Source organism: Klebsiella ornithinolytica NBRC 105727 = ATCC 31898 (genome assembly GCF_001598295.1).
Lineage (GTDB): Bacteria > Pseudomonadota > Gammaproteobacteria > Enterobacterales > Enterobacteriaceae > Klebsiella > Klebsiella ornithinolytica.
On record NZ_BCYR01000001.1, the window covers coordinates 367,621 to 387,782 of the forward strand.

Annotated in this window: 20 protein-coding genes; 8 read left to right on the plus strand and 12 right to left on the minus strand. The window is 55.9% G+C overall.

Annotated features, from left to right (window positions below; all coding sequences use genetic code 11):
• Positions 1 to 76 precede the first annotated feature (76 nt).
• The 3 genes from ROR01S_RS01670 to ROR01S_RS01680 are packed head-to-tail and all read left to right on the plus strand — an operon-like array spanning position 77 to position 3,443.
• Positions 77 to 826, plus strand: a complete 750-nt coding sequence (locus ROR01S_RS01670; RefSeq protein ID WP_004864465.1) for an electron transfer flavoprotein subunit beta/FixA family protein — start codon at positions 77 to 79, stop codon at positions 824 to 826.
• Position 827: 1 nt separating this feature from the next.
• The gene (locus ROR01S_RS01675; RefSeq protein WP_004864466.1) at positions 828 to 1,757 is read left to right on the plus strand and encodes an electron transfer flavoprotein subunit alpha/FixB family protein; all 930 of its coding nucleotides are present in this window, start codon (positions 828 to 830) and stop codon (positions 1,755 to 1,757) included.
• Between the two features lie 24 nt (positions 1,758 to 1,781).
• Positions 1,782 to 3,443, plus strand: a complete 1,662-nt coding sequence (locus ROR01S_RS01680) for an electron transfer flavoprotein-ubiquinone oxidoreductase (protein ID WP_064359038.1) — start codon at positions 1,782 to 1,784, stop codon at positions 3,441 to 3,443.
• 143 nt (positions 3,444 to 3,586) lie between these two features.
• On the opposite strand, the gene ROR01S_RS01685 is transcribed toward ROR01S_RS01680, so the two are convergent.
• The gene (locus tag ROR01S_RS01685) at positions 3,587 to 4,720 is read right to left on the minus strand and encodes an acyl-CoA dehydrogenase family protein (protein ID WP_015583953.1); all 1,134 of its coding nucleotides are present in this window, start codon (positions 4,718 to 4,720) and stop codon (positions 3,587 to 3,589) included.
• 277 nt (positions 4,721 to 4,997) lie between these two features.
• Between ROR01S_RS01685 and ROR01S_RS01690 the strand changes: the two genes are divergently transcribed.
• Complete coding sequence (locus tag ROR01S_RS01690; RefSeq protein WP_004864471.1) at positions 4,998 to 6,161, plus strand: dihydrodipicolinate synthase family protein; 1,164 nt, start codon at positions 4,998 to 5,000, stop codon at positions 6,159 to 6,161.
• Positions 6,162 to 6,217: 56 nt separating this feature from the next.
• Here the strand turns inward: ROR01S_RS01690 and ROR01S_RS01695 are convergent, their stop codons facing one another.
• The 5 genes from ROR01S_RS01695 to ROR01S_RS01715 form a co-directional block, all read right to left on the minus strand.
• Positions 6,218 to 7,051, minus strand: coding sequence for a sugar phosphate isomerase/epimerase family protein (locus ROR01S_RS01695; protein ID WP_004864474.1), 834 nt, complete (start codon positions 7,049 to 7,051; stop codon positions 6,218 to 6,220).
• Positions 7,052 to 7,406: 355 nt separating this feature from the next.
• On the minus strand, positions 7,407 to 7,745 hold the full coding sequence (locus ROR01S_RS01700; protein WP_004864476.1) for a DUF1869 domain-containing protein: 339 nt from the start codon (positions 7,743 to 7,745) through the stop codon (positions 7,407 to 7,409).
• Positions 7,746 to 7,755: 10 nt separating this feature from the next.
• On the minus strand, positions 7,756 to 8,088 hold the full coding sequence (locus ROR01S_RS01705; RefSeq protein ID WP_004864478.1) for a TehB family protein: 333 nt from the start codon (positions 8,086 to 8,088) through the stop codon (positions 7,756 to 7,758).
• A 209-nt stretch (positions 8,089 to 8,297) separates the two neighbouring features.
• Positions 8,298 to 10,220, minus strand: coding sequence for a putative bifunctional diguanylate cyclase/phosphodiesterase (locus tag ROR01S_RS01710; protein ID WP_004864480.1), 1,923 nt, complete (start codon positions 10,218 to 10,220; stop codon positions 8,298 to 8,300).
• Between the two features lie 10 nt (positions 10,221 to 10,230).
• Positions 10,231 to 10,728 (minus strand): putative pterin-binding protein, encoded by a 498-nt coding sequence (locus ROR01S_RS01715; protein WP_004864483.1) that lies wholly within the window; start codon positions 10,726 to 10,728, stop codon positions 10,231 to 10,233.
• Between the two features lie 291 nt (positions 10,729 to 11,019).
• On the opposite strand from ROR01S_RS01715, the gene shiA reads away from it, so the two are divergent.
• Together shiA and ROR01S_RS01725 are read left to right on the plus strand one after the other, a co-directional pair.
• Positions 11,020 to 12,342 carry a shikimate transporter gene (gene shiA / locus ROR01S_RS01720; RefSeq protein WP_004864485.1) on the plus strand — a complete coding sequence of 441 codons (1,323 nt, stop codon included), beginning with the start codon at positions 11,020 to 11,022 and terminating at the stop codon, positions 12,340 to 12,342.
• A 44-nt stretch (positions 12,343 to 12,386) separates the two neighbouring features.
• Positions 12,387 to 13,127, plus strand: coding sequence for a lipoyl protein ligase domain-containing protein (locus ROR01S_RS01725; RefSeq protein WP_004864487.1), 741 nt, complete (start codon positions 12,387 to 12,389; stop codon positions 13,125 to 13,127).
• Here ROR01S_RS01725 and ROR01S_RS01730 read toward each other — a convergent pair.
• Positions 13,120 to 14,043, minus strand: a complete 924-nt coding sequence (locus tag ROR01S_RS01730) for a LysR family transcriptional regulator (RefSeq protein WP_004864488.1) — start codon at positions 14,041 to 14,043, stop codon at positions 13,120 to 13,122. The two genes, ROR01S_RS01725 and ROR01S_RS01730, sit on opposite strands and share 8 nt — an antisense overlap.
• 116 nt (positions 14,044 to 14,159) lie before the next feature.
• On the opposite strand from ROR01S_RS01730, the gene ROR01S_RS01735 reads away from it, so the two are divergent.
• Positions 14,160 to 14,549, plus strand: coding sequence for a tautomerase family protein (locus tag ROR01S_RS01735; RefSeq protein WP_004864491.1), 390 nt, complete (start codon positions 14,160 to 14,162; stop codon positions 14,547 to 14,549).
• Between the two features lie 20 nt (positions 14,550 to 14,569).
• On the opposite strand, the gene ROR01S_RS01740 is transcribed toward ROR01S_RS01735, so the two are convergent.
• On the minus strand, positions 14,570 to 15,301 hold the full coding sequence (locus ROR01S_RS01740; RefSeq protein ID WP_004864493.1) for an HPP family protein: 732 nt from the start codon (positions 15,299 to 15,301) through the stop codon (positions 14,570 to 14,572).
• A gap of 204 nt (positions 15,302 to 15,505) precedes the next feature.
• Here ROR01S_RS01740 and ROR01S_RS01745 point away from each other — a divergent pair, with 204 nt between their 5' ends.
• Complete coding sequence (locus ROR01S_RS01745; RefSeq protein WP_064359039.1) at positions 15,506 to 16,615, plus strand: adenosylhomocysteinase; 1,110 nt, start codon at positions 15,506 to 15,508, stop codon at positions 16,613 to 16,615.
• Positions 16,616 to 16,658: 43 nt separating this feature from the next.
• Here ROR01S_RS01745 and cobT read toward each other — a convergent pair whose 3' ends face one another.
• The 4 genes from cobT to sbmC form a co-directional block, all read right to left on the minus strand.
• Complete coding sequence (gene cobT / locus ROR01S_RS01750; RefSeq protein ID WP_064359040.1) at positions 16,659 to 17,717, minus strand: nicotinate-nucleotide--dimethylbenzimidazole phosphoribosyltransferase; 1,059 nt, start codon at positions 17,715 to 17,717, stop codon at positions 16,659 to 16,661.
• Between the two features lie 164 nt (positions 17,718 to 17,881).
• Complete coding sequence (locus ROR01S_RS01755; RefSeq protein ID WP_004864499.1) at positions 17,882 to 18,205, minus strand: DUF496 family protein; 324 nt, start codon at positions 18,203 to 18,205, stop codon at positions 17,882 to 17,884.
• A 168-nt stretch (positions 18,206 to 18,373) separates the two neighbouring features.
• Entirely contained in the window at positions 18,374 to 19,432 is a 1,059-nt protein-coding gene (locus ROR01S_RS01760) for an FUSC family protein (protein WP_004864501.1), read from the minus strand.
• A 112-nt stretch (positions 19,433 to 19,544) separates the two neighbouring features.
• Complete coding sequence (gene sbmC, locus ROR01S_RS01765) at positions 19,545 to 20,018, minus strand: DNA gyrase inhibitor SbmC (protein ID WP_064359041.1); 474 nt, start codon at positions 20,016 to 20,018, stop codon at positions 19,545 to 19,547.
• Positions 20,019 to 20,162 lie beyond the last annotated feature (144 nt).

A 20,162-nucleotide genomic window follows, 5' to 3' on the forward strand; every position in this document is an offset into this window, starting at 1 on the left:
AAAATCGGTTGAATAAATAACTAAATAGTTATTTACTTAAAACCAGAAAGACATGTCAACATCCCGAGAGGTAACGATGAAAGTTCTCGTCCCCGTAAAACGCGTTGTCGATCATAACGTTAAGATCCGCGTACAAAACGATGGCAGCCAGGTTGATCTGAGCAACGCGAAAATGGCGCTCAACCCGTTCTGCGAAATTGCGGTTGAAGAAGCCATTCGCCTGAAAGAGCTCGGCATCGCCAGCGAGATCGTGGTGGTCACCATCGGTGAAGAAGTGGCCCAGGAGCAGCTGCGCAGCGCGCTGGCGATGGGAGCCGACCGCGGGTTGCTCATCGCTACCCCTTCGTCCCTCGAACCGCTCAACCTGGCAAAGCTGCTGGCGAAAGTGGTCGAACGGGAGCAGCCGTCGTTAATCCTGATGGGGAAACAGTCCATCGATGGCGACAATAACCAGACCGGGCAAATGCTTGCCGCGCTGTGCGGTTATCCGCAGGGAACTTTTGCCGCCGAGCTGCGTATTGAGAATGGCCAGGCGCTGGTCACCCGTGAAATAGACGGCGGCCTGCAGACCGTGTCGTTGACGCTGCCGGCAGTGGTCACCACCGACCTGCGCCTTAACCAGCCGCGCTATACCTCCCTGCCCAACATGATGAAAGCGAAAAAGAAACCGCTCAGCATCCTGCCGGTGGAGGAGTTTGGTCTTGAGCTACGCCCGCACACGACCCTGTTAAAAGTCGAAACCCCGCCAGTGCGCGAAGCCGGCGTACGCGTCGATAGCGTGGATGAACTGTTGAACAAGCTGAAAAACGAAGCGAAGGTGATTTGATATGGCTACTTTACTCCTTGTCGAACATGACAATAACCAGCTCAACGCAGTGACCAAAAATGCGGTCAGCGCCGCCCGGGAGCTGGGTGGCGAGGTGACCCTGCTGGTGGCGGGCGAAAACTGCCGCGCGGTGGCGGAACAGGCTGCGCGCATTGCCGGGGTGGCGAAAGTGCTGCTCGCTGACGATAGCGCCTTTAGACATCAGCTGGCCGAAAACGTCGCCGCGCTGATGCTTTCGCTCCGCGGGGATTACAGCCATCTGCTCGCCGTCGCCAGCGCAAACGGGAAAAACATCCTGCCGCGCGTTGCGGCCCTCGCCGACGTCGCGCAAATCTCCGACGTGATTGCAGTGGTCGGCCCCAGGGTCTTCAAACGTCCGGTTTATGCGGGCAGCGCAATCGCCACCGTTGAGAGTCTCGACCCGCAGGTGGTCATGACCCTGCGCGCCTCCAGCTTCCCGGCAGCGCAAGAAAGCGAGTCTGCCGCGCCCATTGAGCAGGTCGCCGGCGTCGCTCACCAGCCGCTATCCCGTTTTATTCATGAAGAGCTGGCGCAATCCGATCGCCCGCAGCTTGCTACCGCCCGCGTGGTGGTTTCCGGCGGTCGCGCGCTGGGCAGCCGCGAAAACTTTGCTCTGATCGAACAGCTTGCCGACAAACTGCACGGCGCCGTCGGCGCATCCCGCGCGGCGGTCGATGCCGGGATGGTCGCCAACGATCTGCAGGTCGGGCAGACCGGAAAAATTGTCGCGCCGGAGCTGTATATCGCAGTGGGTATTTCCGGGGCCATTCAGCACCTGGCCGGGATGAGCAATGCCAAAGTCATCGTGGCGATCAACAGCGACGAAGAAGCGCCAATTTTCAAAATCGCCGACTACAGCCTGGTGGGCGATCTGTTTGAGATTGTGCCGCAGCTGGTCGCGAAACTGTGATGAGCATGGGGCAGGCAACAAAAGATGGAGGTTATGTTGGAACGTGAAACGATGGAATTTGACGTCCTCATTGTCGGTGGAGGACCCGCCGGGCTATCGGCAGCCTGCCGGTTGATGCAAATGGCGCAGCAGGAACAACGTCAGCTGAGCGTTTGCGTCATTGAAAAAGGGGCTGAGGTTGGCGCGCATATTCTTTCCGGAGCACTGTTCGAACCCCGGGCGCTCAACGAACTCTTCCCCGACTGGCAGTCGCTCGGCGCACCGCTGAACACGCCGGTGACGCAAGATGAACTCTTGTTGCTGCGCGATGGTGAAAAAGCGTGGAAGATCCCGGCGGCTTTTATCCCTGCCCCAATGCATAACACGGGTAATTACGTCATTAGCCTGGGGGATTTTTGCCGCTGGCTGGCCCGCCAGGCAGAAGCGATGGGAGTAGATATTTTCCCCGGTTTTGCCGCCGCCAGCATCCTGTATGACGATGCCGGCGCCGTCGCCGGCATCACCACCGGCGATATGGGGATCAATGCCCGGGGGGAAGAAAAACCCGGTTTTACCCCGGGTATGAACCTGCTGGCGAAATATACGCTGTTCGCCGAAGGCTGCCGCGGTCATCTGGGCAAACAGCTGATCGCGAATTATCAACTTGATGCCGGCCGGGATCCGCAGCACTACGCGCTGGGTATTAAAGAGCTGTGGGAGATCCCAGCGGAAAAAAGCCGCCCCGGAGAGGTTATCCACGCTTCCGGCTGGCCGCTGAGCGACGGCGCATCGGGGGGGAGTTTTCTCTACCACGCCGGGAATAATCAGGTGGTCGTCGGGCTGATTGTCGATCTCAACTACCGTAATCCTTATTTAAGCCCGTTCGATGAGTTTCAGCGTATGAAGCATCACCCGGCCTTTAGCGAAACCCTCAGCGGCGGAAAACGTCTCTCCTACGGCGCGCGCGCCATCACCAAAGGGGGCATCAACGCGCTGCCCAAAATGCATTTTCCCGGCGGGCTGCTGATTGGCTGCGACGCGGGCACGCTCAATTTCGCCAAAATTAAAGGAAGCCACACGGCGATGAAAAGCGGGATGCTGGCCGCTGAATCGGTCTATCGGGCGCTGATACAAACCCCCGATGACAAACGGGACCTTGCTGATTTTGCGCAGGCGTTTCATCAATCATGGCTCGGGGAAGAGCTACGCCAGTCACGTAACTTTGGCCCGCTGCTGCACCGTTTTGGTACGCTGACAGGCGGGGCGCTTAACTATATCGATCAGAACTGGTTTAAAGGTAAGCTACCGTTCACGCTGCATGACCGTCAAGCGGATCACTTGCAGCTGCAGACAGCGGAACAAAGCACCCCCATTAACTATCCCAAACCAGATAACCAGCTGAGTTTTGATAAGCCCTCCTCCGTCTATCTGGCGAACACGTCGCACGATGAAGATCAGCCCTGCCATCTCAGGTTAAAAGATCCTGAGCTGTCGGTACGGGAAACGCTGCCGCGTTTTGCTGAACCGGCCCAGCGTTATTGCCCGGCGGGGGTTTATGAAATCATCACCCTTGCCGGAAAGCCTAAATTGCAGATTAATGCGCAAAACTGCGTGCACTGTAAAACCTGCGATATCAAAGATCCTCTGCAGAATATCGTCTGGACGGTGCCCGAAGGGGGCAGCGGCCCCAACTACCCGAATATGTGATCAGTTCTTTACCCCGGCAGCGCCGGGGTTTTCTTTATCGGGGTTTGCTTTGCCTGCGTTCTGCCCCCTTCCCGCCATATGCCGGTGACAGGCAAAAAAAAAGCACCCCGTCTGGAGTGCCTGTTCTTCCGGGTAACAGAGGATTACGCCAGTAAATTGCGACCGATAATCATGCGCTGAATCTGGTTAGTCCCTTCATAGATCTGAGTTATCTTGGCGTCGCGGTACAGGCGTTCCACCTCCACGCCGCGAATATAGCCGCCGCCGCCAAAAATTTGCACCGCATTGCCGCTGTGCTGCACCGCAACATCGCCGGCAAAGCATTTCGCCATCGAGCAGGCAATCGAAGTATCCGCGGCGTCAGTGTCAATTTTATAGGCCGCGCTGTGCACCAGCAGACGAGCGGCTTCGGTATCTTTGGCGATATCCGCCAGCATAAACTGCACGCCCTGGAAATCAGCAATCGGTTTGCCGAACTGTTCGCGCTGTTTCGCATACTCAATCGCCGCTTCCAGCCCGGCGCGGGCAATACCGACTGCCAGCGCGCCGATGCCCACCCGACCTTTATTCAGCACGCTCATCATAATGTGAAAGCCGCGGTTTTCCGGCCCCAGCAGCGCGTGTGCCGGCAGTCTGACCTGGTTGAAATGCAGTTCGCCCACCTGCGATGAGCGCTGACCCATTTTGTGCTCTTTCGGGCCACGGGAGACGCCATCGCGGGAGCAATCGACAATAAAGATGCTCATGCCGCGGTGACCAGCCTCTTTATCCGTGCGCGCCAGCACAAAGGCCACATCGGCCACCGGCGCATTATGGATCCACAGCTTACTCCCGTTCAGCACCCAGCCATCCGCAGTACGGGTCGCGGTGGTTTTAATTCCTGAGACATCGGAACCGGCCCCGGCTTCGGTGATGCAATAGGCCCCTTTCAGCGAGGCATTCAGCAGGCCCGGCAGCCACTGGGCGCGTTGCGCATCATCCCCGTATTTTGATAACAGCGTTCCCAGCAGCTCGACCAGGCCGCACTGATCGGCAATCGAGGCGTAACCGCGCGACAGTTCTTCCATCACCACGGCATAGGCCACCGCATCCAGTCCGACGCCGCCATACTCTTCCGGAACGGTGATACCGAACAGCCCCAGCTCCCCCATTTGTTGGTAGATCTCCGCGGCAAAGCGCTCTTCTCTGTCCAGCTCTTCCGCCTGAGGCCGAATCACTTCGTCGGCAAACTTACGGGTCATCTCGCGGATCTGTTGATGGGTTTCAGTCAAATACATGGTCATCCTCCTGCCAGCTATTAGTCATGCCGTCTGTTTCTCACGACATTCGAACACATTAATTAAATAACCAGATAGTTACTACATTGGATAAATATGGTTGTCAATCCAGTTAAATAATTGTTGTTAACCAATCGACAAATATTGCAATCACAGGCAGCGGTCAGCTCACCATTCGCTGCCCGGCTTATCACTTTAGTCGTGAGTATCTTGACTTTTCCGCGGGCAAAAAGTACACCTAAAAGTAACTAAATAGATACTTAACTGAGGAGTCAATATGCTTAGCATTCACCTGCCAACCCCACAAGGGATCATGACGAATTATCCGCTCGTGACCACAGAAGAACGTCCGACGGTTATCACCCCCGCGTTTAACCGTATCGCCTATGCCGCCGCCCACGTGGTGATCGACCCGCAGCATCAGGGAGCGGACTGGCTGAACAATCCGCGCATAGACTGGGACGCGACGCTGGCCTATCGCCACCATCTCTGGCGACTTGGGTTTAATATTGCCGAAGCAATGGATACCGCCCAGCGCGGCATGGGAGTCAGCTGGGAGATCGCCAAAGAGCTGATTATCCGTTCGCTGCAAGAGGCGCAAACCGTACCCGGTGCCGATCTTGCTGCCGGCGTGGGGACCGATCAGCTGGAGGCGGCCCACGCCACCACGCTGGAACAGGTTATCGCGGCCTATGAAGAGCAGATGGAACTGGTCGAACAACATAACGGCAAAATCATTTTGATGGCCAGCCGGGCCTTAGCCAAAGTGGCAAAAACGCCGCAGGATTATCTTGCCGTCTATAACCGTCTGCTGGAACAAAGCCAGGATAAAATTATCCTCCACTGGCTGGGAGAGATGTTTGACCCGGCGTTAGCCGGCTACTGGGGGTCGACGGATTTTGCTGCCGCCGCGGATACCGTGCTGGAGATCATCGCCAACAACGTTGATAAAGTGGAAGGCATTAAGATTTCGCTGCTGAGTAAAGAAAAAGAGGTCGCCTTCCGTAAGCGCCTGCCTTCACAGGTGAAAATGTACACCGGCGACGATTTCAACTATCCCGAACTGATTGCCGGAGAGGATGGCCATTACTCGCATGCGCTGTTAGGTATTTTCGACGCTATCGCCCCGGTAGCCGCCGCCGCACTCAACGAACTGGCGCTGGGCAATAGCGGGGAATACTATCGGCTGATGAACCCCACTGTCGCCCTGTCGCGGGAAATCTTTAAAGCGCCGACGCAGTATTACAAAGCGGGCATTGTATTTCTGGCCTGGCTCAACGGTCACCAGAGTCATTTCTCGATGGCCGGCGGCATGCAGGCGGCACGCGAGATTAGCCACTATGCCGAAATTTTCCGCCTGGCGGACCAGGCCGGTCTGTTGCAAGATCCGCAGCTGGCTACCCGGCGAATGAAAAATCTGCTGACGGTTTATGGCCTCTGAGTATTATGCGACGAGGCGTTTATTTCCCAGAGTCACCGCTCTGGGAACCCCCTCCCCTAGCCAAATTCGCGGTGCCGCTGCTTGCAGATAGCAAGCACCTCATCCGGGTCCCGCTGCCACCAGTTGTTACGGGAGAATATCTCCACTTCGTGCAAACCGCTGTAGCCCAGCGCCTCGATAGCCTGGCGATGGCTACGAATGTCGATAACTCCGTCCCCCATCATGCCGCGATCCAGCAGCATATCCGTAGTGGGCACTAACCAGTCGCAAATATGGAAAGCCAACAGCCGATCGACGCCTGCCCGTTCAATCTGCTGCTGAAACTGCGGATCCCACCAGGTGTGATAGAGATCCACAGCGATACCCAGCCCCTCGTCGCCTAGTTCGTCGCAAAGATCGTTGGCCTGGGCCAGCGTATTTACGCAGGCGCGCTCGGCGGCGTACATCGGATGCAGGGGCTCAATCGCCAGCGGCATGCCGAGCGGGCGCGCGTAGTCCAGCAGTTCACTCAGCCCATCACGCACCTGCTGCCTGGCGGCGAGTAAATCTTTCGATCCCGCAGGCAGCCCTCCGACCACCAGCACCAGGCAAGGTGCGCCAAGCTCCAGAGCTTCATCCACTGCCCGCCGGTTATCCAGAGCCTTCTCCCGACGCTCCTCCGGGGTGCTGCCGGGAAACATACCGCCGCGACAATAGCCGCTCAGCAGCAGGTCATGGTGGCGGATAAGACGTGCGGACTCTTTCAGCCCCAGCGCCTGGACCTGATCGCGCCAGGGCGCAATGCCGCGAATCTCATGCCGGGCACAGCCTTCAATGATCTGATCAAGTGTCCATTTCTCCCGCACCGTGGCGGTATTGAGGGATAGTTTACGGCTGTCGGGTTGACTCATCTCTGTGACCTCAGTGTTTTGTGCCTGAAAAACGTTAAACCAGAAAAGTTGAGCATCATTTTTCTCAACAAAGCATTATAGAAATTAATATGTTGGGTAAATACGACAGCAATCACATAACCAACTAGTTAGTTATATTTATAAATAAGAACGCGCATAAAGCGAGGGAACGGCAGGCGACGGATCCGTGCCGGGACAATAAGCTTGTCGTACGAAAATCGATCCGAAGGAGCGTCAGATGCTGCTTTTCAGGTGACAGCGGAAAGAGCGGAAGTGACAATACCGCCAGCTAAGATGGGCTGGCCGGTGAAGAAAGCAGACACCCGGGGTGTCTGCCCGATATTTCGCTTGTAAACTACCAGCCGCAGACGTTGGTCTCTTCATCCGATTCATAACCGCGCACGATATTAATCAGATCTTTGACGGCATCGGCAGCCACCCCCGGCGCCTGCAGCTCATTCAGGGAGGCAAACTCTTTATCCACCGATACACCATTATTATTATTGGTCACCGACAGCGTGAACCCCTTCCCCTGGCTATTGTCAGACGACAGCGGGGCAACAAGTTCTGCCAGCGCCTGCTCGGCCATGGCGGGAATATATAGCGCCATCGGCTTCAAATAGACTTTCTCTTGTCTGTCATTATTGTTGCCATTAGCAACAGCCAGTGAATAACCTCTATTTTCGTTGTTCATACGTGCAGCCTTATCCCTCTATCAGAATTTGAGGATCGACATAAAAATCTACGTTGAAGACGGTGTCTTCAGTCAATGCTTCAATTCGGTGCCATTTCTCCGGCGGAAATACGCCAAACTGTCCGGCTTCAATGGTCAGCGTTTCCACCGGCTGCGGGCTGGTCTCATCGGCATAGCCGTAATAGCGGATAGCCCCCTGCATCACAGCCAGACGGGGATAGACTCCCTGCCGGGTTCCGGCATCAAGATGCCGCTGCCAGATAGAGGCGGGCGCCGTCTCTGTAGTCCACAGGGGCGTAGTTCGCGTATGAACATAGTGGGTGGGAATAATAATTCGCTGCATGATTCGGCCTCGCTTTCCGCACCCTTGCGTGCGGTGGGAACGGTGAAATATGTTGCATATGATATACCCCTTTTAATCACTAAGGGTATTATTTTTAAAGATGAGAATTTTCTACCCCCGTTAATACTCAATAAGGGTTAGTTTTTCTGAAATATAAGAATGGACGGACCTGTGAATCAGATCCGCGATAAGACAGGAGAGAAGATGATTTATTTTACCGGCGTGTTCAGGGGGCCGGGTTTACCAATTAGATAACCCTGAACCAGATCGCAACCTAATTGTTGCAGCGAATGGAGTTGTTCTTCTGTTTCGACGCCTTCGGCGACAATACGCATATGTAAACTTTTTCCCATGCTGATGATCAGACGCACAATATCAAGATCGTCTTTTTGCAGCGGAATATTAATCACAAACGAGCGATCGATTTTTATCTTATCGAACGGGAAATAGCTCAACCGCGACAATGACGAGTAGCCGGTACCAAAATCATCAATCGAAATCTGGATCCCCAGCTCACGCAGCTGGCTGAGAATCTCTAAAGAGCGGGTGTTTTCATTGAACACATCCGACTCGGTAATCTCCAGATCCAGACGATGCGGATCGAGGCCCGTTTTTTTCAATACGCTGACAATCACATCGGTCAACGAGCTGTTAATCAACTGAATAGGCGACACGTTTACCGAGACCTTAAGCGGCGATGACCAACGCGCCGCCTCTTCGCAGGCGGTGCTGAGCACCCACTCGCCGAGGGCGTTTATCATGCCCGTTTTCTCGGCAATCGGAATAAAGGTGCTCGGCGGAACCACGCCGCGTACCGGATGGAACCAGCGCACCAGCGCTTCGTAACCGTAAATTTCACCGCTGACCGTGTCGGCTATCGGTTGGTAATACACCCGGAATTCACCATTACCGAGCGCCTGCAGCAGATCATCCTCGAACGATTTATTCTCCTGCAGACGTTGCAGCATGCCGGCGCGGAAGACCTTGACGGTACCTGCGCCCTCTTTTTTCGCCTCATACAGCGCCAGATCGGCACATTTATATAAATAATCGGTGCGCGTTTCGCGATCGGAAAGCACGATGCCGATGCAGGCATCGATGTTGATCATCGAGTCATAGATTTGATAGGGCTGGATGATTTTTTCCCGGATCACCATCGCCCGTTCCAGCGCCATCTCTTCGCTCAGGTCACAGGAGATCAGGGCGAATTCATCGCCTCCCAGACGATAGAGAGTTTCCGCAGTTTTACGGAAAAACGACAGGCGGCTGGCCAGTTCCTGCAGCAGTTTATCGCCGGAATCGTGGCCCAGCGTATCGTTTACATCTTTAAAATTATCGAGGTCGAAAAGCATCACCACGGCACAGCCATCGTAAGGCCTGACCTGATTGACAATTTCCTGCAACTTTTGCCAGAAGGAGAGCCGATTCGGCATACCGGTCAGCGAGTCATGGTAAGCATCGTACTGCAGACGGCGGTTTTGCACCTGCAGCTTCTCTTTTGACAGCTGCAGATCGTCGGCCAGCAGCTTCATTCGCACATGGGCACGCCGCAGATTGTTATTCTGCCGCAGCATCAACAGGCCCAACGTGATACAGGTTGTAATCAACAGGATGGAGATAATTGAATAGATGTAATACAGATTCTGAATTTTATCGTGAGTATGATTAACAACGTCAATCCCCTGCACCAGCGAGGTGGAGGCGAGCGAGGTCATCGGGCCGTCAATCTCTCTCATTTTGCCTAACACCGTCTTAATCTGAGCAGGTGTCATTTTATCCAGCCCGCTATCGAGCTGCTGCAAAATAGCGAACAACGTATCGACGGTAGCCTGGCGCCCGGCATCTTTATGAATAAAATTCCTCAGTTCGCCCTGCTGCAACAGTTCAATCTGGCTCAACATAATATCCAGGCGCAGACGTACCTGATCGCGGTCAGCGCTCTCCACGCCAAGTGCGAATGCGCCTAAACTCGACTCCAGCCGCATATACTCGGATACTATCTGGGCGACTGACCAGGAGTCCGTATAGCGGGTTAATTTCTGTAACTCACTTTGCCGCTCATGCACCAGATAGGTAATGTATCCGGTGATGATGAACAGCGACAAAATAATCCCGGTAAGTATTCGATTCAAGATCAAACCCTTACTCAATGATAATTTTTGAAACTTGCCACGCTGAACGGGAATAATAAACCTGGTTTTGCAGTTCAGGGCTGCTATCGTACGGATAAACAATAAATAAAGGGCCTTTATCACGGATGTGCATATATTCGCCATTTAATTTTAGCGCGAGGATAACAGGGAACTGGCGAAAATCATCGAGCGGGACCATCGTCGTATAGTCGTTCAAGGCAATAACCTTGGCCGTCTTGCCCCTGGCACCGACTAAATCCATGAGTTTGCTAAGGGAAACGCCCTCAAAGCGCACTTTTCCTGAGTACCAGGGCGTGGTGGTGACAATGGTCTCCATCCCCAGTTTTTCTAATGCCGCCAGGTCAAAAACCGCGGTATCGCCTGCATTTGTATTTCCAATCAAGCCGGAAATGGTTAAAACGGGCTTCCCCGTAGGGGCAGGCAGTTTTTCTGCAAAAGCATTAGGCAAAACCATAACACAAAATAAAACTGCGAAAAGTAGACGCATTTAGCTCACCATTCCGGAATTGGAGATAAGTTAATTGTAAACCATTAAGGTCAATTCTTAAAAGACGTCAGCAGCGGGTTGTGAGGTTCTCGATTAAAAATATTTTCTCTTTCCAGAACACTCTGAACCTGTGTTTACGCCTGACGATAAAAAGCACATTTTTTGCCATTAAGGCAGCACTTTCGGTAAAAATCTTTTCTCTCATCCTGGAGCGCGGTAGTCTTTGTACAGACGCCGCTAAGACTGCGTCTCATTCCAATAATGATAAACACGGCAACAGACAGGACAGGTATGGACTCAACGCTTATTTCCTCCCGCCCCGGCAAGGAGACATGTTCACTCAATCGCGCCAGAAGAGCGGCCTGGGGCAGCTTTGCCGGCGCGGTGGTTGACTGGTACGATTTTTTACTCTACGGCATTACCGCCGCGCTGGTTTTTAACCGCGAATTTTTCCCGCAGATTAGCCCGGCAATGGGTACGCTGGCCGCCTTTGCAACTTTCGGCGTCGGCTTCCTGTTTCGTCCCCTCGGCGGCATTATCTTCGGTCATTTCGGCGATCGCCTCGGCCGCAAACGGATGCTGATGATGACCGTCTGGATGATGGGGATTGCGACCGCCTGCATTGGTCTGCTCCCTTCTTTCAATCAAATCGGCTGGTGGGCCCCCGTGCTGCTTGTCACCCTACGCGCTATTCAGGGCTTCGCCGTCGGCGGAGAATGGGGCGGCGCGGCGCTGCTGGCAGTAGAAAGTGCGCCCAAAAATAAAAAAGCCTTCTACAGCAGCGGAGTTCAGGTGGGTTACGGCGTGGGTCTGCTGCTTTCCACCGGCCTGGTCTCGCTGATCAGCGCCAACACCACCAACGAGCAGTTTCTCAGCTGGGGCTGGCGCCTGCCGTTCTTGTTCAGCGTGGTGCTGGTGTTAGTTGCGCTGTGGATCCGCAACGGCATGGCCGAATCCGCCGAATTTGAAAATCAGCAGCAGGAAGCGCAGCTGAAGACGGCCAAAAAGCGCCTGCCGGTCGTCGAAGCCCTGTTTCGTCATCCCGGGGCGTTTTTACTGATTATCGCCCTGCGTTTGTGCGAACTGCTGACCATGTATATTGTCACAGCCTTCGCCCTGAATTACTCAACGCAGAACCTCGGCCTGCCGCGTGAACTGTTCCTTAATATCGGCCTGCTGGTCGGTGGGATTAGCTGTCTGACAATCCCCTGCTTCGCCTGGCTTGCGGATCGCTTTGGCCGCCGGCGGATCTACATTACCGGTGCGCTAATCGGCACGCTCAGCGCGTTCCCGTTCTTTATGGCGCTGGAGAGTCAGTCGTACTTCTGGATCCTCTTTTTCGCCCTGATGTTGGCCAATATCGCCCATGATATGGTGGTTTGCGTTCAGCAACCGATGTTCACCGAGATGTTTGGCGCCAGCTATCGTTACAGCGGGGCCGGCGTCGGCTATCAGGTCGCCAGCGTCATTGGCGGCGGCTTTACGCCATTTATTGCCGCAGCACTGGTCACCTTCTCCGGTGGCTCCTGGCACAGCGTGGCGATTTACCTGACCGGCGGCTGTCTGCTCTCTGCCGTCACCGCCATGTTGATGAAAAAGACCCCTCACCCCTGATTGCGCGGTACGCGGCGGGGAACCGCCGCGTACATGGAGACCTTATGATTCAGGACAACCGCCCGGCCTGCTGGCCCGCACAGTTTCATCCCCAGCCGCTACCGCTGCTCTACTGCCCTGACCCGACGCTGGCTGAGCAGCCGCTGTTTGAACAGGCCCGCCGCGGCGATGCGGTGGCGCAGATCTGGCAGGCGCCGCAAGGACTGGTGGTGCCTGGCAGCTATCGCAAATTCAGTGAGCTCAGCGCCGTCAGCGCGCTTTTTTCCCGCCGCGGCTGGCCGGTGTGGCTTCGCCGCTCCGGCGGTGGACTGGTCCCGCAGGGCCCCGGGATTATCAATCTCAGCCTCGCCTGGCCTATCGCGCAACCGCTGGGCGAAGCGGCAGAACCTATCTATCAGCAGCTCTGCGGGCTACTTCAGCGCACGCTGGCAACGTTTGGCGTCGGGAGTCACTATCAGGCGGTGACGGGATCATTTTGCGACGGGCGCTACAACCTGGCCTGCGGCGAGGGTGACCATGCCCGCAAAATTGTCGGTACTGCCCAGTACTGGCGACCGCTGGCCGATGATCGAGGACATGTTGTCCTGGCGCATGCGGTGATTTTAGTGGATACCGATCTGATCGGCGCGCATCAGGCCGCGAACGATTTTGAAGCCCGCCTCAACAGTGGCCGGGTCTATCGTGCTGATAAAACCGTGACGCTGGCGCAGCTGCTGCCCGGCGAAACAGAGTTACTTCCCCGCTTTCACCAGGCGTTGGCGGAACAGCTGGCGCTGTTCAGCTGAAGGTGTGCTTCAAATAGTGGCTGAATGTCTCTACCGCGCGTGATACGCGCGGTGCATAGGGGCGGATAACGTACAGATTTGGCGCGAAAACCTCGATCGGCCGCCAGCCAGGAAGCAACTCCTGCACCAGCCCACGGCCGATGGCCTCCCGGGCGCTGAAATCAGGCAGCAGCGCAATACCCAGCCCTGCCAGCACCGCATCACGAAGCGATTCGCTATTGTTGGTCGCGAAGGGGCCATGAACCTTGACACTCACCCGTTCGGCCGGTTGCTCGCTGGACTCGAACGTCCACTGCGGGCTTTGCGCCCCGCGCGGATAGGTCAGACACTGATGATGGCGCAACGTCTCCGGGGAATCCGGACGGCCAAAACGGCGGATATACTCTGCCGAGGCGACGATCAGCGTCGCCGTACTGCACAGCGGCCAGGCCACGTGGGTCTCCGGCAACGCTTCGCGGCGGCAGTGGCGTATCGCCAGGTCAAATCCCTCGCTGGCCAGGGATACCAGCCGGTCGGTCACCTCCAGCTGCAGTTGCAGCTGCGGGTGCTGGTGCAAAAATGGCGTAATCGCCGGTACCAGCTGTTGACGGGAAAAGGCGACCGGCGCCGTGACCCGTAGCGTTCCCCGCAGCGGCCCGCCTTCATCACAGGTACCGGCAAAAATATCGCGCAGCTGTCCGAAAGGTTCGTTCAGCTCCGCCACCAGCCGCAGGCCATCCTCGCTGAGCGTCACATTCCGCGTCGTGCGATGCACCAGCTTTTTGCCGGTAATCCGTTCCAGCTCGCTAATTTTCTGACTGATCGCCGACTTGCTGACCGCCAGTTTTTCCGCGGCGCGGGTATAGCTTTTTTGCTCTTCCAGCACCGTCAGCCAGTACAGATGGGTCCAGTAACTCTCCGGGCGAATCTCATTCATCTCGATTGTTCACCTGTATAAACAATGAATTCCACTATAGCGGTTTTTGCCCGGCAGAACATGGATTAGCATCGCGGAAGTCAGCTTACCAACCGCGGAAGTAAGGAGTACCTGCCATGCCGTTACTGATATTTGATGTGATTGAAGGCCGTAGCGAACGCGAACTTAATACTCTGCTGGATGCCGCACATCGCGCGGTTATTCATGCGTTTAAAGTGCCGGAGCGCGATCGCTACCAGATTGTTCACGAAAACAAGGCCCACCATATGGTGATTGAGGATACCGGACTGGGATTCACGCGCAGCAACAAGCTGCTGGTCGTGCGGGTGTACACCAGCCCGCGCAGCGAAGAACAAAAGCAGCTCTTCTATGCCACCCTGCTCGCTGAGCTGCAGGAACATTGCGGACTCAGCGCTGATGACCTGATGATTTCCGTGATCGGTAACCAGAAAGGCGACTGGAGTTTTGGCCGCGGCGTCGCCCAATATATGACCGGAGAGCTTTAACCTTCCCGGGCCCCGTGCCGTTATGCTTTCGGCGCGGCGGCCATCCGCATACGTGCCTTTTGCTCGATGTTTTCCAGCAGTTCCTGCACGTCATCCTCATCAATATCAAGGAACTGACCGTCGAGTAATGCGGCATGAATATCTTCACGAGTCACCGGGATCCCCAGCGGCACAACCTTGGGTTTGACCTCTTCAGCCGCCAGAGGGTGGGGATAGCGGCGCCCGACCAGGTTGTTGAAGATGATTGCCAGTAGCGCCAGCATCGCCGAATTTAGCAGTACCGGCGTCAGCACAAAGTGGTATCCCGCGCTGTGTACGCCCGCTCCGCCGAGGATAGCCGTCAGCGCAACGGCACCGCCGGGCGGATGCAGACAGCGGAGGAAGTACATGGCGGCGATAGCCAGTCCGGCTGCCAGACCACAGGCCAGGGCAAGCTGAGGCACCCACATCCCGACGGTAACACCGATCAACGCCGAAACCACATTCCCCCCGACGATTGACCACGGCTGCGCCAGCGGACTGCTCGGCACGCCGAACAGCAGCACTGCAGAGGCCCCCATCGGCGCAATAAACCACAGATTCATCTCACCCAGCAGCCAGTGGCTGAACATACTGGTGACGGCCAGCCCCGTACCGGCACCTATCGAGCCGAGGAGGATATGTTTTCGGGCAACGGGCAGAGCATGCGGCTTTAATCGGCCAAGAAAAATGCGGACCCGCGAAAACAGTGCGGTCGGTAAAACGCTTAACATCGAACGGCTCACTCACGTCATATAAATTACTTATATTTTATTTTCATTTTTTAACCATATTTTAACAACCATATCTTTCGAAGGGCTACTTCCCTCCCCCCTGAATTTAGCGATGCGCCGCCGTTATGTGATCCCGGGACACTACGTTAGAATCATTTCCCCACCGGGATTTAACCCACTCTACGGATTGAAGGTCACAATACAGTGAATAATAAGACAAATTTAGTGAAAGACGTGGCATGGGCCAGCCAGAATATGCCGCGCACGCTGCGTCAGGTCGCCGCCCTTCCCGATCTGAGCCATGTCCGCCTGGCCTGCTGCATGCATCTGGATATGAAAATGATTCCGCTGGTGCAGGGGATACTGGAGAAAGGAGCGAAAGTCTTTCTGACCACCTGTAACCCCACCACCGTTCAGGACGACGTTGTCGCCTGGCTGGTAGAGCGCGGTGCACAAGCCTGCGCCTGGCGCGATATGAGCGATGCCGACTGGCAGCAGTCCTGGGAAAAAGCGATCGCCTGGGGCCCGACCCATCTGTGTGAAATGGGCGCCGATATCACCACCCTGCTGCACCAGCGCGGCGAATTTGGCAACATCGTCGCCGGTCTGGAAGCAACCGGCTCCGGCGTCAGCCGCCTGGGCGATATTCGTCCCGGCTACCCTATCTTTAACTGGGACGATCTCCCGGTTAAAGAGGGACTGCATAACCGCCATATGGTGGGTCTCACGGCCTGGCACACCTTCTTCCAGACGACTCACCTGACGCTGCATGAGAAGAAAGTGCTGGTCATTGGCTACGGTCTGGTGGGACAAGGCGTTGCCGCCGCAGCAAAAGCCTTTGGCGGACAGGTGATGGTGGCAGAGATCGATCCCGCCCGTCGCCTGCAGGCGGCCTACGATGGCTGGCATGTTGTTGATTTACAGGATGCCATCGCCTCGGCAGATGTTGTCGCTACGGCAACCGGTGCGAAAAAAGTGGTCAATAGTACGGCGCTGGATAACGCCAAAGATGGCGTCTTTATTCTCAATGTCGGCCACGTTGCGGAAGAGATCGACTGCGGCTACCTGCGTCACTTCAGCCACGATGAGGTGATGCCGTATATTAATGCGTACCGGGTGGGCGATAAAACCGTCTACCTGATGGCCAACGGCTCAATGCTGAACCTGACTGCGGGATTTGGTGACAGCCTGAACGCCTTTGACGTAACCCTAGCCGTCATGGCCAGCGGGATTCATCACATCGTCACGGACGGCATGAACGCGGAAGCGAATGTCTATCTGCTGCCGCAGAGCGTATGGCAAAAAGCGCTGTAAATCCGCAAAAATTCAGGGCGACGGCCGTCGCCCTGAATCTGGCTTAGCGGCTTTCCGGCAGCACGATATTACTCTCCGCCAGGGTGCCCATTTCGTTAAATACGGTGCACGCCGCCTGCACAAGATGCATCGCCAGCGCGGCACCGCTCCCCTCTCCCAGCCGCATATCCATATCCAGATAGGGCTTCAGCTGCAGATGTTCCAGCGCAATACGCGCCCCTTTTTCCGCCGACAGATGTGAAGGGATCAGATACGAATGCACGCCTGGAGCCAGACGGCAGGCTGCCAGTGCGGAGGCATAGGAGAGGAAACCGTCCAGCACAACCGGCAGTCCGCAGGAGGCGGCGCCCAGCATCACGCCGGTCATCCCCACCAAATCAAATCCGCCGACTTTCGCCAGCACGTCAAGACCATCGTCGGCCTGCGGCTGATTCACAGCAATCGCCCGACGGACGACATCGGCTTTGTGTCCCAACTGCGAGACCGGCAGGTTAGCGCCGATGCCCACCACATCCTGCGCGTCGTTCCCGGTAAGAACGCTGACGACCGCCGCCGCCGGCGTGGTGTTCGCCATCCCCAGTTCGCCAACGCCGAACACGCGTACGCCCTGCGACGCCAGTTCTCGCGTATAGCGAATGCTGGCCAGCAGCAGCGCCGTCGCCTGTTCCCGGCTCATTGCCGCCGTGCGGGCAATATTACCGCTGCCGCGCGCCACTCTCATATCCACCAGCCCAGGGATCGGATCCGCGTCGATACCGGCATCGACTACATGCACCTGCGCGCCCGCCTGGGCCGCCAGCACGCAGACGCCGGTATTCTTGCGGGTCATGTTTATCGCCTGAATCGCCGTAACGGCCTGCAGCGAGATCGCCACCCCTTCGTGCCAGACGCCGTGATCGGCGCACATCACCACAATGGCTTTTTCCGCCAGCTGCAGCTGTCCCTGCAGCCCTGGCATTCCGGCCAGCTGTACTGCCAGCGCCTCCAGTCGTCCCAGACTGCCCGGTGGTTTCAATAACCCATCCAGATGTTGTTGCGCCTGAGCCATCGCCGCGCGGTCCGGCAGCGGAATGTCGGCGATGAAGGCCGAAAGATTGTCCATCATGTTCCTCGTAGCACTTGCAGGTGATTTGCCATAGCCCGTCGTGAACGCCGTCGCGCATGAAAGCTGGCGTGACGCAGCGGTTCGCCACCGGGAGAAGGAGATAAATCAGAGAGGGGATAATTCCCGACGGCGAGAGCCGCCGCCGGGCAGGTACGATGCGATTACTCTTCGACCTTCGCTTCGCCCATGACTTTCAGCTTTTTGGAAATGTCACGACGTTCTTTCGACAGTTCGGCATTTTTGATGATGTAGTCATCAACACGATCTTCGTAATCGCTTTTCATGCTGGCGATGATGCCCTGAATAGCTTCAACGCTCATGCCCGGTTTGATGTAGTCACTGAGGTTGTCCAGCAGCAGTACGCGCTTCTGGTTATCACGGATCTTTTTCTCAACGTCCTGAATTTCACGCTGCAATTTGTTCTTACGACGATACAGACGAACAAACTCCAGTACGTCCTGGAAAGAAGGCTTAGTTGTTTCCATTTTTACACCCCTAATATTTGAGATTCGGATTCGCTAAAGCGACTGCTATATAGGGCTAACATAACTGTTAGCAGCCGCGGATGACAATGTTTTTTCCTTTACGTTTATCATAACCCTAAATGCTGCTGAATCGAAGCAACCTGTGGGCAAATTGCGCGCATCTGGTTTTTATTTACGCAAAGCCCGGCAGATTAAATTCGACAGCAGTTCAAGCTGGCGCGCCAGTTCTATCGTCAGCCAGACGTAGCCGTGGATCGGGGTTTCCGCCAGGCTATCTCCCTGATGCTCTTTCATTAGTTCGCGCAGTTCGGCGACGATATCATTGAGTTTTTCCGTGTTGGCGCGAATCGGCTGCGGATTACCTTCATACAGCGCATGCGCAATCGTCAGCAGCGTTTGCTGGGTCATCTGCTGGGTCTCGCGCAGCGTGTGGGCGTTCAGCATCACAAAATGGCCGGGACGCGAGCTCCAGTATGCATTGATCTGCAGTTCCAGCATGCAGACCAGGTTACGACTCACGGTTTGAATAGCTTCAAAGATGGCTTTCTGGATATGGGTTTCTTTACTCGCCGGGGTAATCAGCCCGCGCATCTTCACCACATCGTTAAGCACTTTTTGCAGATGTTTTTCCAGCCGCGGTCTTTCCACCAGATTGGGGGAGAACCCGGCCTGATAAAGACGGTTGAAGGCGGTGACGTAATTTGCCATCTGGATTCGCCAGTGCAGGAACGCCCGCTGCGGCCAGATGCCGGTGAACAGCATGGCCAGCAGGGAACCAAAGATAACATCGCCGCTTCGCCATAGCGCGGTGTGCATATCCCCTGGCGGCGCGCCCACCACCACCGCCAGCGTAATGCCGATGAGCAGCGCCTGATACGGTTTTTTCCCTAACGCCAGCCAGCCGCAGAGGAACATCGCCACCGCGCACCACAGCACCATGACGGGTAAGGAGATAAGCTCAAGCTTTAACGCCACCAGCCCGAGCGCCGAGCCCAGGATAGTGCCGCCGATACGCTCAAAGGCGCGCGGTACGACGTTGCCCCAGAACGAAATCGGCCCCATCACCACCACCAGAGTGATCAGAGGCCACGTCCCTTCCGGTACATTCAGCAAACGAACCAGCAAAAAGGTAAGGACAAAGGCCAGAGCAATTCGAATACCATGCACCACGCGATAGTGGCGATACAGACGGATTTCGAAAGGCTTAAGTGATTTATCAGCGCGCACAGACCTCTCCAGCAAGCAAACGGCGGCAGGAAGCAAAGGCCAATTGTAACTGCTTTTTCAATGTAAGCAGTACGCTAATGTAAAAAACCTTGTCCACTGCAGGGGTAAGCGCTTATTTCGCCACCCGTTCCACCGCGACATACATTTCGATGTCCCAGTAACCGTCCTGATTGCCGTCGTTGAGATAGACCTCAAAACAGGGTTTTTCCGCCAGCCGATACGCCTTGCTCTGCACCAGGCTATTGAAGAACGCCAGCCACGGCGTCGAGAAGTCGTGATTTTCCACCCGCGCGCTGGCGACTGCATACTCTCCCCCGGCAATCTCAGTGAGAATAACCCCTTCGCTGTTGGGCGGAATGACGAAATCGTCTGCTACGGTGACCACCGTATCGCAGCGCAGCTTCTCCGGTGGAACCTGATCGGGATTGTCATAGTAAACGGCCACCCACTCCTGTGCCGGAGTCTGACGGCCGCTGACCCACGCCATAAGCTGCTCAAAACCCTGTTTAACGGTCTGCTCCCAGGGCCCCACCATATGAAAACCGGCAATGGTTCGTTTGCCGACGGACTTCACGCTGTAGTTCATATTGCCTCCACCAGTGATAACAACTGTATAAACGTACATATACTGTAGCCAGGTGATGCACATCAGTATGTGCGCTGATTCACAGAGTGGCCAATGAAGGGGGGCGAAAAATGAGCAAAAAAAACGCCCCGTGCGGGGCGTTGC